This window comes from Aeromonas rivuli (assembly GCF_000820045.1).
In the GTDB taxonomy this organism is placed as follows: domain Bacteria; phylum Pseudomonadota; class Gammaproteobacteria; order Enterobacterales; family Aeromonadaceae; genus Aeromonas; species Aeromonas rivuli.
This window is the reverse complement of sequence record NZ_CDBJ01000043.1, coordinates 20,804-35,980: the sequence shown is the minus strand read 5'-3', so window position 1 is coordinate 35,980 and position 15,177 is coordinate 20,804. Positions and strand designations below refer to the sequence as shown.

16 protein-coding genes are annotated in these 15,177 nt (G+C 60.0%); 7 read left to right on the top strand and 9 right to left on the bottom strand.

All coding sequences use genetic code 11. The features are described from left to right. Positions 1 to 8 precede the first annotated feature (8 nt). Both BN1130_RS09070 and yaaA read left to right on the top strand, forming a co-directional pair. Complete coding sequence (locus tag BN1130_RS09070) at positions 9 to 1,118, top strand: PilT/PilU family type 4a pilus ATPase (RefSeq protein ID WP_042041597.1); 1,110 nt, start codon at positions 9 to 11, stop codon at positions 1,116 to 1,118. Positions 1,119 to 1,152: 34 nt separating this feature from the next. Then, entirely contained in the window at positions 1,153 to 1,926 is a 774-nt protein-coding gene (gene yaaA / locus BN1130_RS09065) for a peroxide stress protein YaaA (protein WP_042041596.1), read from the top strand. Positions 1,927 to 2,146: 220 nt separating this feature from the next. Here yaaA and srmB read toward each other — a convergent pair whose 3' ends face one another. After that, positions 2,147 to 3,370, bottom strand: coding sequence for an ATP-dependent RNA helicase SrmB (gene srmB / locus BN1130_RS09060; protein ID WP_042041595.1), 1,224 nt, complete (start codon positions 3,368 to 3,370; stop codon positions 2,147 to 2,149). 119 nt (positions 3,371 to 3,489) lie between these two features. Between srmB and BN1130_RS09055 the strand changes: the two genes are divergently transcribed. Together BN1130_RS09055 and brnQ are read left to right on the top strand one after the other, a co-directional pair. Then, complete coding sequence (locus BN1130_RS09055; RefSeq protein ID WP_042041593.1) at positions 3,490 to 4,200, top strand: tRNA1(Val) (adenine(37)-N6)-methyltransferase; 711 nt, start codon at positions 3,490 to 3,492, stop codon at positions 4,198 to 4,200. A gap of 235 nt (positions 4,201 to 4,435) precedes the next feature. Further along, positions 4,436 to 5,698: a branched-chain amino acid transport system II carrier protein gene (gene brnQ / locus BN1130_RS09050; RefSeq protein WP_042041592.1), complete on the top strand. Its 1,263-nt coding sequence runs from the start codon at positions 4,436 to 4,438 to the stop codon at positions 5,696 to 5,698. 284 nt (positions 5,699 to 5,982) lie between these two features. Here brnQ and BN1130_RS09045 read toward each other — a convergent pair whose 3' ends face one another. The 3 genes from BN1130_RS09045 to zur are packed head-to-tail and all read right to left on the bottom strand — an operon-like array spanning position 5,983 to position 7,125. Beyond that, complete coding sequence (locus tag BN1130_RS09045) at positions 5,983 to 6,210, bottom strand: hypothetical protein (protein ID WP_042041591.1); 228 nt, start codon at positions 6,208 to 6,210, stop codon at positions 5,983 to 5,985. A gap of 5 nt (positions 6,211 to 6,215) precedes the next feature. Then, positions 6,216 to 6,677, bottom strand: coding sequence for a chemotaxis protein CheX (locus BN1130_RS09040; RefSeq protein WP_042041590.1), 462 nt, complete (start codon positions 6,675 to 6,677; stop codon positions 6,216 to 6,218). Beyond that, positions 6,667 to 7,125, bottom strand: coding sequence for a zinc uptake transcriptional repressor Zur (gene zur, locus BN1130_RS09035; RefSeq protein WP_042041928.1), 459 nt, complete (start codon positions 7,123 to 7,125; stop codon positions 6,667 to 6,669). Before zur ends, BN1130_RS09040 begins: the two co-directional genes overlap by 11 nt. Before the next feature lie 640 nt (positions 7,126 to 7,765). Here zur and dusA point away from each other — a divergent pair. Both dusA and BN1130_RS22635 read left to right on the top strand, forming a co-directional pair. Further along, positions 7,766 to 8,815 (top strand): tRNA dihydrouridine(20/20a) synthase DusA, encoded by a 1,050-nt coding sequence (dusA, locus tag BN1130_RS09025; RefSeq protein WP_084218172.1) that lies wholly within the window; start codon positions 7,766 to 7,768, stop codon positions 8,813 to 8,815. A gap of 2 nt (positions 8,816 to 8,817) precedes the next feature. Further along, positions 8,818 to 8,973: a hypothetical protein gene (locus tag BN1130_RS22635; protein ID WP_198135254.1), complete on the top strand. Its 156-nt coding sequence runs from the start codon at positions 8,818 to 8,820 to the stop codon at positions 8,971 to 8,973. A gap of 116 nt (positions 8,974 to 9,089) precedes the next feature. Here the strand turns inward: BN1130_RS22635 and BN1130_RS09020 are convergent, their stop codons facing one another. After that, a complete protein-coding gene (locus BN1130_RS09020) occupies positions 9,090 to 9,416 on the bottom strand; it encodes a hypothetical protein (RefSeq protein ID WP_042041587.1) in 327 nt (108 codons plus the stop codon). A gap of 148 nt (positions 9,417 to 9,564) precedes the next feature. Continuing rightward, a complete protein-coding gene (locus BN1130_RS09015; RefSeq protein ID WP_042041586.1) occupies positions 9,565 to 11,169 on the bottom strand; it encodes a peptide ABC transporter substrate-binding protein in 1,605 nt (534 codons plus the stop codon). A gap of 160 nt (positions 11,170 to 11,329) precedes the next feature. On the opposite strand from BN1130_RS09015, the gene BN1130_RS09010 reads away from it, so the two are divergent. After that, entirely contained in the window at positions 11,330 to 12,031 is a 702-nt protein-coding gene (locus BN1130_RS09010) for a ParB-like protein (protein ID WP_042041585.1), read from the top strand. 88 nt (positions 12,032 to 12,119) lie between these two features. On the opposite strand, the gene BN1130_RS09005 is transcribed toward BN1130_RS09010, so the two are convergent. Genes BN1130_RS09005 through BN1130_RS08995 form a run of 3 tightly spaced genes read right to left on the bottom strand, consistent with a single transcriptional unit; the run spans position 12,120 to position 15,109 of the window. Next, positions 12,120 to 13,523, bottom strand: coding sequence for a TRAP transporter large permease (locus BN1130_RS09005; protein ID WP_042041584.1), 1,404 nt, complete (start codon positions 13,521 to 13,523; stop codon positions 12,120 to 12,122). Between the two features lie 5 nt (positions 13,524 to 13,528). Beyond that, entirely contained in the window at positions 13,529 to 14,065 is a 537-nt protein-coding gene (locus BN1130_RS09000) for a TRAP transporter small permease (RefSeq protein WP_042041583.1), read from the bottom strand. 54 nt (positions 14,066 to 14,119) lie between these two features. Beyond that, on the bottom strand, positions 14,120 to 15,109 hold the full coding sequence (locus BN1130_RS08995) for a TRAP transporter substrate-binding protein (protein ID WP_042041582.1): 990 nt from the start codon (positions 15,107 to 15,109) through the stop codon (positions 14,120 to 14,122). Positions 15,110 to 15,177 lie beyond the last annotated feature (68 nt).

The following is a 15,177-nucleotide window of genomic DNA, read 5'->3' as shown; positions in this document are numbered from 1 at the left end:
GAGCGCTTATGAAACTCGAGATGTTGTTGGTACAGCTGGTCGAGCGACAAGGCTCGGATTTGTTCATCACAGTGGGCAGTCGCCCCATGGTCAAGGTAGACGGTCACCTGCACCCCCTCGAAGAGGTGATGCTCGATGAGGAGCAGGTGCTTGCCTTGATCCGGGAGACCATGAGTCCGGATCATCTCGCGCATTTCATGGCGACCCAGGAGGCAAACTACGCTATTCACCGACCTGAACTGGGGCGATTTCGGGTCAGCGCCTTCTGGCAGCAGGCCCTGCCGGGCATGGTGCTGCGCCGTATCGAGACCCGGATCCCGACGTTTGAGGAGCTGGGCTTGCCCGATATCCTGAAAGAGATCGGCATGGCCAAGCGGGGGCTGGTGTTGTTTGTCGGGGCGACGGGAACCGGGAAAACCACTACCCAGGCGGCCATGATTGGTTATCGCAACCAGCACAGCGATGGGCATATCCTGACGGTGGAGGATCCGGTGGAATTCGTGCACCAGCATGGCCGCAGCCTCATCACCCAGCGGGAGGTGGGCATTGATACGGCCTCTTTCGATGCCGCCCTCAAGAGTTCCTTGCGCCAGGCACCGGACGTCATTCTCATCGGCGAGATCCGCAGTCAGGAGACCATGGAGTTCGCACTGCAATTTGCCGAGACGGGTCACCTCTGCCTCGCGACCCTGCATGCCAACAATGCCAATCAGGCCATAGATCGCATCCTGCATCTGGTGCCGCCCGATAAGCATCGTCAACTGCTGTTCGATCTCTCCTTCAACCTGAGAGGCATCATTGCCCAACAGCTGTTGCCTGCCCTCGATGGCCAGCGGCGCTGCCCTGTGTTCGAGGTGATGCTCAATACCCCCATCATCACCGACATCATCCGCAAGGGAGAAGTGCATCGCCTCAAGGAGGTGATGACCAAATCGACCGAGCTGGGCATGCAGACCTTCGATCAGGGGCTCTTCCAGCTATTCATGGCAGGCCGCATCGGCCTCGCCGAGGCGTTGGCCCACGCGGATTCCGCCAATGACTTGCGCCTGCAGATCAAGTTATCGGGCAAGGATCCTCTGGATTCTGGTACGCTGGAGGGCGTAACCGTAGATGATTAGGGGCCTGGGGCCCCTCCCTTGAGATAGGATCGTTATGCTGATTGTGGTTTCCCCGGCCAAGACGCTGGATTTCGAGTCGCCGCTGGCGACCTCCCGCTTCACCCAACCCGAATTGCTGGATCACTCCGCCCATCTGATCGAGCGGGCCCGGCAGTTGAGCCCGGCTCAGATAGCCAGCCTGATGAAGATCAGCGACAAGCTCTCCGGCCTCAATGCCGCTCGCTTTGCCGAGTGGCAGCCGGACTTCACGCCGGCCAATGCCCGCCAGGCGATTCTGGCGTTCAAGGGGGATGTCTATACCGGGCTGGCCGCGGAGGATTTCGAGGAGGGGGATTTCACGTTTGCGCAGGCGCATTTGCGCATGCTGTCCGGCCTGTACGGCGTGCTGCGTCCTCTGGATCTGATGATGGCGTACCGCCTCGAGATGGGGATACGGCTCGACAACGAGCGCGGCAAAGATCTCTACCAGTTTTGGGGCGACATCATTACCAGGCAGCTCAATGGTGCGCTGGCGGCGCAGGGGGATGGGGTGCTCATCAACTTGGCGTCTGATGAGTATTTCAAGTCGGTGCGTCCCAAGGTGCTCAGCGGCCAGATAGTGACTCCCGTCTTCAAGGATGAGAAGAATGGCCAGTTCAAGATCATCAGTTTCTATGCCAAGAAGGCACGGGGCATGATGGCCCGCTACATCATCAAGCACCGTCTGACCCGGGTCGAACAGCTGACCGGTTTTGACAGCAATGGTTACCGCTTCGTGGCGGAGGAGTCGGACGAACGCACCCTGATGTTTAAACGTTCGGAAAATTAATTGAATTAAGGGGGAACCAATCACCAGACCCCGGGTCTGAATATGTGAATCCTCTGTTGTAAGCACTTTTTATTGGCCGACGTTTATGCGTCGGCTTTTTTCTGCCTGTTCGCCACCCATTGCAGCATGTTCCTGACACTGCACCCGGCAAGACTCCTATCCTTGGGGCACAGAAAAACAAACGGCCATCCGAAGATGGCCGTTGTGAGCGGGCGTCTGGTTACTTCTTTTTCTTCTTCGCCGACTTCTTCTTGGCATCCTTGGGTTTTTTCTTCTTCACCGGTACCCGGGCTTCTTTGTGTTTGGGACGCAGTTCGTCGATCACCCGGCGCTTGAGGCGCTCCTCGGTGTAGCGTTCAATCTTGGCGACGATGGCCATGTCATGGGCTTCCACCAGGCTGATGGCGCAACCACGGTTGCCAGCGCGGCCGGTACGGCCGATGCGGTGAACATAGACGTCGGTGCCGTAGGGCATGTCGTAGTTGATGACATGGCTGACGTTGGGCAAGTCGATGCCGCGGGCGGCGACGTCGGTGGCGATGAGGAAGGGGACTTCCCCCGCGTGGAACTTGCGGATCGACTCGATGCGCTTGCTCTGCTCCATCTCACCACGGATCCAGGCACAGGAGATGCCAGCCGCTTGCAACTGGCCGGAGAGTTCGGCCAGGCGCTCGCGGGTGCGCACGAAGACGATGGCCTTCTGGGTTTCGGGATCTTTCAGAATGTGGATCAGCAGCGCCAGCTTGTGGTTGGCGTCATCGGCCAGATGCACCCACTGGGTGATGGGACGGCGCTCGCTGCGCGGCGGCTCGGCATGCAGCTCGACCGGATCCTTGAGGATCTCGTTGGCAAACTTGGTGAGGCCGGCCCCTTCCAGGGTGGCGGAGAAGAGCATGCTGTGTTTGCGATAGCGGGCCTCTTCGACGATGCGGTTCACATCCTTGATGAAGCCCATGTCCAGCATGCGATCCGCTTCATCGAGCACCAGTATCTCGATGTCGTGCCCCTCGAACTCTTCCCGCTCAATATATTCGAGCAGGCGTCCCGGGGTGGCGACCACGATGTCGGTGGTCTTGGTCAGGGCAGGCAGCTGCTCGTCATGACTGACGCCACCGATGATGGTCTCGACACTGATGTGAGTGTGCACGGCCAGGGCCTTGGCGTGAGCGGTGATCTGCAACGCCAGCTCGCGGGTCGGGGTCAGGATAAGCATGCGGCAGGGGCCCGGCTTGCGGCGCGGGAAGTCGAGCAGATGCTGCAGGGCAGGCAACAGGAAGGCGGCCGTTTTGCCGGTGCCAGTCGGTGCCGAGGCCAGGATGTCACGACCCTCCAGTGCGGGTTCCAGCACCATCTGCTGAATGGTGGTTGGGCGGGTAAACCCCATCTCGGCCAGGGCCCGGTTGAGGGCGGGACTCAGGTCGAAATCATCAAAGGATTGGCTCATGGCAATGCTCGGTCATTAAGGAAACGGCAGATTATAGGCGATTATGTCGTCGTCTCCTATGGCTGGCGACGGGAACTGGCTATAATCGCCGACCCTTTTTACCCAGAGTGGGGGGCCATATGGGCCGAAGCCGCGGTTTTACCTTCAAACAGTTTCATATCGACCATGACCGCTGCGCCATGAAGGTGGGTACGGATGGCATTTTGCTCGGTGCCTGGGCGCCCCTCGATGGGGTGAAACGGGCACTGGATATCGGCAGCGGTAGCGGCCTCATCGCCCTGATGTTGGCCCAGCGCAGTGACCCTGATTGCGAGATAACCGGGGTGGAGCTCGACAAGGAGGCGGTCATTCAGGCACGGGAGAATGTGCTGGCTTCGCCCTGGTCCGCCCGGGTGCAGATGCAAGGGGGCGCCATACAGCAGCATGAGGCAGAGCCCTATGACCTCATCGTCTCCAATCCCCCCTATTTTGGCGCGGGTCAGCCTTTTGTGGATCCCGCCAGGGCCCAGGCGAGGCACAGAGGAGCACTCGATAGTCGGGACCTGCTTGATGCCTGCTCCCGTTTGCTGTCACCCCGGGGACGAGTCGCCATGGTGCTGCCGACGGCGTTTGCTGATGAAATAATATCCTTTTTGCCGAACTATGATCTGCATGAACTTTGTTATGTAGCTGTTATCACCAGGGAGGGAAAAGAGGCAAATCGTGTTTTACTGCAACTAAGCAGAGAATTAAACAGGTGTGAGCGGGGTGAGATTGTGATCCATTCTGCTGATGGCGGCTATTCCAACAGATATATCCAACTGACCGCCCCCTTCTATTTGAAGATGTAAATTTCGTCTTGAACTATTTTTTCACATCATTATGCTGACACTTAAATGAGCACCCGCGCCAGACCAGCTAAAACCACTGGTCATGCTGAAAAAACAAGCGGGGCTCCTTTTTTTTGCCCAGGAACAACCCAGGCAATGACCAATAAAAAACTATAACAAGCAATAGTTTACAAGACAGACGAGGTTGAACTTGACGAAATCACTGACATTGTCCGATGTACTCGGATTAGGCTTTATGACCTTCGCCTTCTATCTGGGCGCCGGTAACATCATATTCCCGCCCCTGGCGGGCTTCCTCGCTGGCGAGAACATGACCCTGGCCATGTTCGGCTTCCTGGTCACCGCCGTTGGCCTGCCGCTGATCACCATCCTGGCCGTTGCCAAGGCTGGCAACGGTTGGGCCGGCATGACCAAGCTGCTGCCAGCGGGCATTGCCACCGCACTGGCGGTTGCCATCTACATCATCATTGGCCCGGCCTTCGCCGCTCCCCGCACCGGTCTGGTTGCCTACGAGATGGGTCTCAAGCCTTTCCTGGGTGAGATGGGCGCGCAAGGATTGATGGCCTATACCATCGCCTTCTTCGGTGTTGCCATCCTGGTCTCCCTCAATCAGGGCCGACTGATGGATGCCATCGGCAAGTTCCTGACCCCGGTGCTGATGCTGTTGCTGATCGTTCTGGCGGTCGGGGTATTCGTGGCGCCCCAGGGCAGCATGCCGAGCGCCGTTGCCGATTACCAGCATGATGCCTTCGTCAAGGGGATCCTGGAGGGTTACAACACCATGGATACCCTGGCCTCCCTGATGTTCGGCGCCCTGATCGTCGACATCTTGCGCAAGAAGGGCATCCATGACTACCAGAGCCAGTTCAAGTACCTGGCCATCGCCGGTGTCATCTCTGCCGTCGGTCTGTCCGTGGTCTATATCTCCTTGTTCCAGCTGGGTAATACGGCAGGCGGTATCGCCACAGATGCCAGCAACGGTGGCGCCATCGTCAGCGCCTATGTGCTGAGCCTGTTTGGTCAGCCGGGTCAGTACATTCTGGCTGGCATCATCACCCTGGCTTGCTTCACCACCGCGGTGGGCCTGATCTCTGCCTGTGCCGACTTCTTCCACAACCTCACCGGCATGAGCTACCGCAAGCTGGTGGTCATTCTGGGAGCTGCCTGTGCCCTGGTGGCCAACGTGGGTCTGGCTCAGCTGATCAGCCTCTCCATCCCTGTGCTGGTGGCTATCTACCCGGTCGCCGTTGCCCTGGTACTGGTGACTTTCCTGAAGGGTTACTTCGGTCGCCCCCGCCTGACATTCCGTCTGGTGCTGACCGTGGCCTTCGTGTTCGGTTGCCTGGATGGCCTGGGCGCCGCCGGCATGAAGATGGATGCCTTCGCCTTCCTGCCGCTGTTTGACAAGGGTCTGGCCTGGTTGCTGCCAACCCTGGTTGCCTGCGGTCTGGGTGTCATGGTGCGTGGCAATGAGAAGCTGGTGGCAGACGCGGCTTGATTGCCCGGATGTGACCATTGAAAAAGGCCAGCTGCTGCTGGCCTTTTTGCTTTTCGCGGTATCACCGTTTTGAGTCTGCCGCAGCCCTGATCCCTGGCTTGCATTTCATGGAGACGCCTCGACGTGCGCACCAGGCGATGTCATCGGGAGATACCGGTTAGAGGGCTGAGCATCCAGTTTGGGAGCACAGGCACTTCACCGCCGCGCACCATGAAAAAGGCCAGCGCGATGCTGGCCTTTGCTGTGATGCATGTTTGCTAGGACTGACCTGCTGGCCAGGGAGACTAGAGGCTATCTGCGGGCAGCGGTTTGCCATCCAACCCATACCAGTGGAACCGCGTCTCGCCGGCGTGCCAGGAGAAGGTGGCCCAGGGGTGCTTGCTCTCCCAGCGGGGGAAGGCGATGTCCACCTTGTTATCCTGATAGCGATAGATGGAGGTGCTGAGTTCGATATCCGAGAGGATCAGCAGCAGAACCCAACCGATAAAAAACCACTTCAACAGTGTCCACATGGTCGTTACTCGAAGCAGATTTCGATGGTGGCCCGGCCATACTCAGATTCGAACGGCATCATGATCTTGCTGCCATCCGCCTTGTGGGTGATGGTGTGATTCGGGCCTGAAACGATCACCGGGGTGGCCATGTCGAACTCATAGCCTTTTTCGCCCAGCATCCGCTTGGCGCCACCAGTGACCATGTTGGTGATCTCGCCGACCATGTCGGTGACCTCTTCGTTGATATGGGTCGGGGCTTCCCCCAGCATGCGGCGCATGATCTCCAGTGCCAGTCCCTTCTCGAAGCTGATGGAGAGCGAGCCCCTTGTCTGGGGGCCGACCATGCCAATGAGGCCGGAGACATCACCGCGGGCCAGCTCGTCGAGTTTGCGCTTGGGCTTGCCGGGGGTCAGTTCTAGTTGAGCCATGGTGGAGAGCACATTAAGCAGGGAGAGCAGGAACGGATTGACAAAATCAGCCTTCATGTTGACTTCCTACAGGAGGCACACAGCGGACGCACTGTCCGTGAGCCTCGATGGTCTTATTGGTAATAGTAAAGCCATGCTGGCGGGCCTGCTCGGAGAATGCATGGTCGATGGCATCATCATGCAATTCGACCACATCGCCGCAGCGATCGCAGATCAGCAACTGCATGGGGTGGGCATGGTCGAAATGGCAGCAGAAGATGAACGCATTGAGGGACTCAACCTTGTGGGCGAAGCCCTGATCGAGCAGGAAATCGAGGGCTCGGTAGACGGTCGGCGGCTTGGCATTGGCCTCGGTCTTCTGCAACTGGGCCAGCAGGTCATAGGCGCTGATGGCATTGCCATGGGCGGCCAGCAGGCGAAATACCTGGCGTCGGGTCGGAGTAAAGCGGATGCCTCGTTGTTGGCAGAGACGCTCGGCGGCTTGTAGGAGTTGGTCTTGATTCATGATCACGCTAATGCCCTGTATCGTCTGCGGATACTAACATAGGGCCTCTTCGCGCGTGGCGTCAAAATTGATTTTGTGATGAGTGCCACGTCCTGAGGATGGCGAGGTCAGCGTCACTTCGACTGGTCTGCGACAGGGCCAACTGGCGCAGGCCATCAGGGATATCCGTCACTGACCCCGGCGGCCGGGCTTTTCGGGTGAGCGGACTCGGTTTGTTGGCTTTCCTGTGTGCCGAAAACAGCATCAACATGGGTTGCAAGCCGATGAAGCTGAACAACAATACCCCGATGATGATCTTGATCCACCAGGCGCTGAGTGTGTCGTCGACGTGGATGCAGGTCTGGAGCAAGCTCTGGATAAGGACGCCACACAGCGAGCCAAAGACGGTGCCGACGCTGCTATCTGCATTCTCCGGCTCTTGGCGTCGGACTGTCTGCCAAAGGTCTGGGATTCCCGGTATACTGCCGCTTCGCCCTTATGTTCCCTGACGGTACCGCGATAGCGTCATTCGCCTTTGCTGGTCTGAGGTTTTCTATTGTGTCGCCGGCCATAGATACTTCGTGGAGTACAGCTGCCCCATGACATGGTGGGGGCAGATAGGGGGCAGGTTCAATCAACAAATGTCTGGAAACACCCGCAAATGACGCAGCAACAAATCAGTGAAAACCTCGTGAAATCAGGCGCTGAGGCCATATCTGGCAAGCCTGGCCACCGCCAGACATTCTCGATTGCCCCCATGCTGGACTGGACCGACCGGCACTGCCGTTATTTTCATCGCCTGATGAGCAGTCAGACCCTGCTCTACACCGAGATGGTGACCACGGGCGCCATCATTCATGGCAAGGGTGACTATCTGGGGTACAGCGAGCAGGAGCATCCGCTCTCCCTGCAGCTGGGAGGCAGCAACCCGATAGACTTGGCTCACTGCGCCAAACTCGCCCAGCAGCGTGGCTATGACGAGATCAACCTGAACGTGGGTTGCCCCTCGGATCGGGTGCAGAACGGCCGCTTCGGGGCCTGCCTGATGGGGGAACCGGCACTGGTGGCCGACTGCGTCAAGGCGATGCGCGACGTGGTGGATATTCCGGTGACGGTGAAGACCCGGATCGGCATCGACGATCAGGACTCTTACGAGTTTTTACAGGCCTTCATCGAACAGGTGCGGGATGCCGGTTGCGACACCTTCATCGTCCATGCCCGCAAGGCCTGGTTGAGCGGTCTGAGCCCGCGAGAGAACCGGGAGATCCCGCCTCTGGACTATGAGCGGGTCTATCGGGTCAAACGAGACTACCCCGCGCTGACCATCGCCCTCAACGGGGGGGTCAACGCCCTCGAGCAGACCCTCGATCATCTGCAGCAGGTGGACGGGGTCATGATGGGTCGCGAGGCTTACCAGAATCCCTACATCCTGGCCGACGTAGACCGCCAGCTGTTTGGCCAGACAGGCTCCGTGCCCTCCCGCCATGAAGTGGTGCACATGATGCTCCCCTACATAGAGCAGGAGCTGGCCAAGGGCAACTATCTCTCCCATGTGACCCGCCACATGCTGGGGCTGTTCCAGAACATGCCGGGTGCCCGGGCCTGGCGCCGCCATCTGAGCGAGAACGCCTGCAAGCCGGGAGCGGGTATTCAGGTGGTGCTGGATGCCATGGCCAAGGTACCGGAATATCGCGCCGAAGGGGTGCTGTGAAGATGAATGGCCCTCGCTTCACCGGATCCTGGCTGCACAAGGGGCTGGTACGCCTCTGTGTCGGCATGATGGCTATTCTCGGCATCAAGTTGAGTGCCCTCTACCTGCTCGGCGCCGCCCTGGTCTTTGGCTTGCACCGGGATCACTTCTTCGATTGAGTGCCAGCACGCAGACAAACCCCGCCTTGAGCGGGGTTTTTTATTGCCGCCAACCCAGGCGGGCGCGCTGCGATCAGTGCTGTGTGGGGAGGAGGCAGGTCGGCGGTTAAATGGGCTCAGCCCTGATCGGGGATGAAGTCATGGATCTCGCCGCGTCTGGGTTTGAAGCGGGGGTCGGCGCCATTGCTCTGTTTGGCCAGGGCCATGCTCTGACAGAAACTCTCCCCCTTCTCATATTCGGCGCGGACCAAGTCGATGGCGCGCTCCGCCTGGCGGCGATCTTGCTTGCTCGCCTTGCGATCGCTGAACACTTGCTGTTGATTCAGCATCCAGTGCTGGAAGGCCTGACGGCACGCGTCTTCTTTATTCTCTTGGGGGGCGGCATGGGTGACAGCCAGCGCCAAGGGGCTGAACAGGGATAAAAGCAGGAGGATGGGTGGCATGTTGGCTGAGTAAACTATCACTAAGTGGCTGATTAGTACTTATTTTATGGGGTAATGTTGCCCGGGTACAGGACAAAGATGACGAGACCTGGCACCTGGGTCTGTCCCACCCGGTGGCCACGCTGTGGCGGCCACCGGGTGGGGCGGCTTAGTGGGCAAGCAGGTAGAGCTGGCGACTGTAGGCCACATCTTCCGGGTTGTTGATGGGGTACCCCTTGAGCCAGGGTTTGATCAGTCTGGCATTGGTGTACTGGTAGATGGGGGCGATGGGGGCCTGCTCCTGCAACAGGGCCTCGGCCTGGTCGAACAGCTGGCTGCGGCTGGCCTGGACCGTATTGCGCGATGCCTGATCGAGCAGGGCATCGTAGTCGGGGCTGGCGAAGCGGGCCATGTTGCCGCTGTTGCTGCTGCGCCACAGTTCGAGGAAGGCGGAAGGGTCGTTGTAGTCGGCGACCCAGGAGGAGCGGATCACCTGGAACTGGCCATGCTGGCGACTGTCGAGATAGCTCTTCCACTCTTGATTGGTGAGTTGCACCTTGGCGCCGAGTTTCTGCTTCCACATGCTGGCGATGGCCAGGGCCAGCTTCTTGTGCAGTTCGGCGGTATTGTAGAGCAGAGTCAGCTCCAGAGGATGGGCCGGGCCATAACCCGCCTCGGCCAGCAGCCGTTTGGCCTCGGCGTCGAGTTCAGGCTGGCTCAGGGTCGAGAGCGTATTTGGCTTGGGGGTGAAGTGGGCAGTCACATCCGGGGTGAAGTGGTAGGCCGGTTTCTCCCCAGTACCCAGCACCTTGCTGGCGATGAGCTGCCTGTCGATGGCATAGGAGAGCGCCTTGCGGACCCGCACGTCATCGAGGGGCGCCTGGCGGGTATTGAAGGCGTAGTAGTAGGTGCCGAGCTGCTCCGGCGTGTATACCTCGGCCGGGATCTGCTTGATCAATCGGGCGTACTGCTCCTTGGGGAAGGATTCGGTGATGTCGATATCCCCGGCCAGATAGCGCTGGGTCGCCGCGCTCTCCTGATTGATGGGCAGGAAGGTCACCTTGGTCAGCACTGTGTGGGCCCTGTCCCAGTAGTGGGGATTGGGCCGCAGATCGAGCCGCTCGTTGACCACACGATCGGCCAGTATGAAGGCGCCATTGCCGACCAGCTTGCCGGGCTGGGTCCAAGCACTGCCCTCGCGCACTATGCTGGCCTCATGCAAGGGCGAGAGGCTGGGGTGGGTCAACAGATTGAGGAAGTAGGGCACCGGCTGAGACAGGGTCACCTTGAGTGTGTGGTCACCGACGGCCTCGACCCCGAGCTGGTCGGGGCTCAGTTCACCGGCCACTATCTTGTCCACATTCTCGAAATGGGCCAGCTGGGCGAACCAGGCGAAGGTGGCGGCCTCTTTGGGGCTGACCAGCCGGCGCCAGCTGTAGACAAAATCGCTGGCGGTGACCGGGTCCCCGTTTGACCAGGCGGCATCCTTGCGCAGCTCGAACAGGAAGTGCTGGTTATCATCGCTGCGCCAGTGCCGGGCCACCCCTGGCTGGACGCTGCCATCGGCCCCTTGGGTCAGCAGTCCCTCGAACAAGTCCCGTACCACCTGCAACTCTGGCAAGCCGACCAGCTTGAGGGGGCTCAGGCTGCTGGGCTCATCCTTGAGGTGGCGTACCACCCTCTGCTCGGCGGCGAGCTTGGCTGCGGATGGCACATCGGCGGCCTGGGCTGTGCCCATGGTCAGCAGTAACAGCAAGGGGCGCCATAGCGTCATGGTCGGATCCTTAAATGTGAGGCGAGGAGAAAAGTCGGCGATAAATGCTCGCCTGTTGTTGGGGAAACATGATATCCCCAATGCTGGTCAGACCGCTAGCGGTCACCAAGGCTCTTATGGACCCTTTTCGGGGGTGAACAGTATGGGGTGGGGGAAGAGGATGAGACTAGGGTGGTTATTAGCGGGGTTGTTGAGCCAGGGCGCCTGGGCACTGGATAGCTGTCAGCCGAGCAGCCCGGTGGGAAGCTGGTGCCAGGTGAGCATAGCCAAGCTGCATCCGACCCAGGCGGGCGTCGGCCAGCTGCAGGTGGATGAGACTGAGCGCGAGCTGGTGGGCAAGTCAGCCACACAGCTCGACAAGTTGATGAAGAAGAAGGAGATCCCCATCGTCATTGCCCCGGATGGTGGCTATTGGCTGGTGGACAGGCATCACCTCACCACGGCGCTGTGGCAGTCGGGGGTCAAGGAGGCGAGGGTCAAGGTCATTGCCCGCCTGCAAGACAAGGACTCCTTCTGGAGTCAGATGCAGAACAATCACTGGGCCTGGCTCAAGAATGAGCAGGGGCAACCCATTACTCCCCAACAGTTGCCGACCCGCATAGGTTCACTGCCTGACTACCCCTACCGTACCCTGGCGGGTCTGCTGCAGGATGCCGGCTATTTCCAGAAGGAGAAGCGGGTCTATTTCGTCGAGTTCGCCTGGGCGAGCTGGCTGGGTCAGCAGATGCAGTGGCAGCCCATCAATCAAGCCAACCTGGCGGCCAGCTTGCAGCAGGCCAAGCGGCTTGCCTGCAGTCGCGGCGCCGATGCGCTGCCCGGCTATCCAGGCAAGCAGTGCAGCACCAAGCCCGCACGTAGCTGAATTGCCCTGATCCACGCCTCGGGCAGATCCGCGTCGATAAAAAGCGCCACCTCAAGGGTGGCGCTTTGCATGGGGGCGAGCACGGCTATCAGGGGACCGGCAGACTGGGGCCATCCAGGTATTCGGGCAGGAACAGGGTGATCTGCGGTACATAGGTGATCAGCATGAGGAACAGCAGCAGGAAACCGACCCAGGGCAGGCAGGCGCGGATCACCCAGCCCATGCTCTGCCCCGTGATCCCCGCGGTCACGAACAGGTTGAGCCCCACAGGGGGCGTCAGCATCCCTATCTCCATGTTGATCACCATGATGATCCCCAGATGGATGGGGTCTATGCCCAGCTGCATGGCGATGGGGAACAGGATGGGCGCCATGATCAGCACGATGGCCGAGGGCTCCATGAAGTTACCCGCCAGCAGCAGCAAGATGTTGACCACGATGAGGAAGCCCCAGGCAGGCAGACCCCAGGCGATGATGGTCTCGGCGATGGCATGGGGGATCCGCTCGGAGGTGAGCACGTGGGCGAACAGCATGGCATTGCTGATGATGAACAGCAGCATGATGCTCACCTTGGCGGCATCGCGCACCACATGACCCACCTCCCCGTTGAAGGGAGACTTGAGCAGGGAGAGCGGCAGCAGCACCAGATTGCGCAGGCTGGCGGCAGCCAGAGACTCTCCCTCGTTGCGCCAGGCCACCCCCTTGAGCGGTCCTATGTCGCGATAGCCATAAACGGCAATGAAGAAGGCGTAGACTGCCGCCACCGCAGCGGCCTCGGTCGGGCTGGCAACCCCACCGTAGATGGATCCCAGCACCAATATGATGAGGAAGAGGCCGCCGAGGGCCTTGCCACCGCTGCCAAGCAGGGTGATGAGCCCCGGGAAGGGCTGGCTCGGCAGGCCCTTGATGCGAGCCACCACATAGATGACCACCATGATGAGGCCCCCCATCATGAGCCCTGGCAGGAAGCCCGCCATGAACATGCGCGATGCCGATACCTCGGTCGCCGCCGCATAGACCAGCATGACGATGGAGGGGGGGATCAAGATCCCCAGGGTGCCTGCGTTGGCGATCACCCCGGCGGCAAAGGCCTGGGGATAGCCGGAGCGCACCATGCCGGCGATGACGATGCTGCCGATGGCGGCCACGGTCGCCGGGCTGGAGCCGCACACGGCGGCAAACAGCATGCAGGCCATGACGGAAGCCATGGCGAGGCCACCACGGATGTGACCGACGGAGTCCATGGCGAAGTTGATGATCCGCTTGGCCACGCCACCGGTCGACAGGAAGGCCGACGACAGCACGAAGAAGGGGATGGCGAGCAGGGTGTAGTGCTCGGACGTCGCCTCGAACAACTTGAGCGCCAGGGAGGCGAGGGAGTCGTTGGAGAAGAGCAATATGGTGGCCACGCTGGAGAGGCCGAGGGCCACCGCGATGGGCATGCCGAGCAACATGGTGAGGATCAGCAGGGTAAACAGGGTCAGGGTTGCCATGGTGCTTATACCTTCTGATTCGGATCGTTGTCGATGAGGTGCATGCTCTCGCGCGCCTCATCGGCCAGGGCAAAGCCCTGCATCTGGCCGCGCCATACCATGACGCCGACCCCGAGGAAGCGGAAAAACAGCAAAGTCAGGCCTATGGGCAGAATGCTCATGGCCTGCCAGCGCAGAATGGGCAGATCCTCCATCTCTATGCCGATCATCTTGAGCTTGGTCAGATAGATCCAGGCGCCATAGAAGTAGAAACCGCAGTAGAGCAGACACAGACCAACGGCCAGCAGGGTGAGGCGGCGTTGCCAGTGGCCGGGCAGCACCTTGATGAAGGCATCCACTCCGATATGGGCGCCGACTCTCACCCCCCAGGAGGCGCCGAACAGCACCATCCACGCGCAGAGGTTGAGGGTCAGCTCCTGGGCCCAGAGCAGGCCGGTGTCGAAGAAGAAGCGCAGTACCACTTCGATGAAGACCAGCAGCGTGGTGCTGACCAGAAGCAGACCTATGATGGTCTCCTCCAGCTGATAAATGAGTTTTTTCATAGGATCGTCCCTGAGAGGGCCCCCACCCTTTGCTGGCAGGGGCCTTCTGGTTCCTTACTGCTGATTGGCGGCGACGGCGGCGTCGATGAGTTGCTTGCCGATGGCCCCTTCAAATTGCTGCCAGACCGGCTTCATGGCCTCGACCCACTGACTGCGCTCGGCATCGGTCAGGGTGATCAGCTGGCTCTTGCCGGAGGCGAAGATGGCGGCCTTGTCCTCGCTGTCTTTCTCGGCGGCAATCTTGTTGCCGAAAGTGACCGATTCGTCCAGGGCCTTCTTGAGCTCGCTACGCACATTGTCTGGCAGGCCGTTCCAGAAGTCGGCGTTGGTGACGATCAGGTAATCCAGCACCCCGTGGTTGGTCTCGGTGATATAGGGCTGCACCTCGAAGAACTTCTGGGAGTAAATGTTGGACCAGGTGTTCTCCTGGCCATCGATGGCCTTGGTCTGCAGCAGGGTGAACACCTCGGCGAAGGGTTTCTTCACCGGCACGGCCTGGATGGCTTCAAACTGGGCGGCCAGCACGTCCGATGTCTGGATGCGGAACTTCTTGCCCTTGGCATCGGCCGGGGTCTTGAGGGGGTTGCTGGCGGAGATCTGCTTCATGCCGTTGTGCAGGTAGCCCAGACCCACCAGGCCATATTTTTCCAGGGAGCCCAGCATGGCCTGGCCCTCCTTGCCCTGCTGGAATCGGTCGACGGCGGCCATGTCATTGAACAGGAAGGGCAGGTCGAAGATCTGCAGCTGATCCGTGTATTTCTGGAACTTGGAGAGGGAGGGGGCGATCATCTGCACGTCACCGAGCAGCATGGCTTCGAGCTCCTTGCCATCACCGAACAGCTGGGAGCTGGGATAGACCTTGACCTCGACTTGTCCCTTGAGGCGCTCATCCACCAACTGCTTGAAGTGGTTTGCCATCTGGCCTTTGGGGGTGTTGTCCGCCACCACGTGGGAGAACTTGAGTTCGATGGGGGCGGCGAAGGCCGTCGAGATGCCGAGGGCCAGGGTGAGGGCGGCGGTCAGGGCGCGGGTTCTGAATGTCATTGTGTTCATCCTTGTGTGTGGGTCAGTGCATTCCCACTCAACAAGGCAACTTGCGTGCCAATGGCAAC

Bases quoted from the DNA above. Each gene is read 5' to 3' on its own strand.
- BN1130_RS09070 (WP_042041597.1), top strand. From the start codon at position 9: ATGAAACTCGAGATGTTGTTGGTACAGCTGGTCGAGCGACAAGGCTCG.
- yaaA (WP_042041596.1), top strand. From the start codon at position 1,153: ATGCTGATTGTGGTTTCCCCGGCCAAGACGCTGGATTTCGAGTCGCCG.
- srmB (WP_042041595.1), bottom strand. From the start codon at position 3,370: ATGAGCCAATCCTTTGATGATTTCGACCTGAGTCCCGCCCTCAACCGG.
- BN1130_RS09055 (WP_042041593.1), top strand. From the start codon at position 3,490: ATGGGCCGAAGCCGCGGTTTTACCTTCAAACAGTTTCATATCGACCAT.
- brnQ (WP_042041592.1), top strand. From the start codon at position 4,436: ATGACCTTCGCCTTCTATCTGGGCGCCGGTAACATCATATTCCCGCCC.
- BN1130_RS09045 (WP_042041591.1), bottom strand. From the start codon at position 6,210: ATGTGGACACTGTTGAAGTGGTTTTTTATCGGTTGGGTTCTGCTGCTG.
- BN1130_RS09040 (WP_042041590.1), bottom strand. From the start codon at position 6,677: ATGAAGGCTGATTTTGTCAATCCGTTCCTGCTCTCCCTGCTTAATGTG.
- zur (WP_042041928.1), bottom strand. From the start codon at position 7,125: ATGAATCAAGACCAACTCCTACAAGCCGCCGAGCGTCTCTGCCAACAA.
- dusA (WP_084218172.1), top strand. From the start codon at position 7,766: ATGACGCAGCAACAAATCAGTGAAAACCTCGTGAAATCAGGCGCTGAG.
- BN1130_RS22635 (WP_198135254.1), top strand. From the start codon at position 8,818: ATGAATGGCCCTCGCTTCACCGGATCCTGGCTGCACAAGGGGCTGGTA.
- BN1130_RS09020 (WP_042041587.1), bottom strand. From the start codon at position 9,416: ATGCCACCCATCCTCCTGCTTTTATCCCTGTTCAGCCCCTTGGCGCTG.
- BN1130_RS09015 (WP_042041586.1), bottom strand. From the start codon at position 11,169: ATGACGCTATGGCGCCCCTTGCTGTTACTGCTGACCATGGGCACAGCC.
- BN1130_RS09010 (WP_042041585.1), top strand. From the start codon at position 11,330: ATGAGACTAGGGTGGTTATTAGCGGGGTTGTTGAGCCAGGGCGCCTGG.
- BN1130_RS09005 (WP_042041584.1), bottom strand. From the start codon at position 13,523: ATGGCAACCCTGACCCTGTTTACCCTGCTGATCCTCACCATGTTGCTC.
- BN1130_RS09000 (WP_042041583.1), bottom strand. From the start codon at position 14,065: ATGAAAAAACTCATTTATCAGCTGGAGGAGACCATCATAGGTCTGCTT.
- BN1130_RS08995 (WP_042041582.1), bottom strand. From the start codon at position 15,109: ATGACATTCAGAACCCGCGCCCTGACCGCCGCCCTCACCCTGGCCCTC.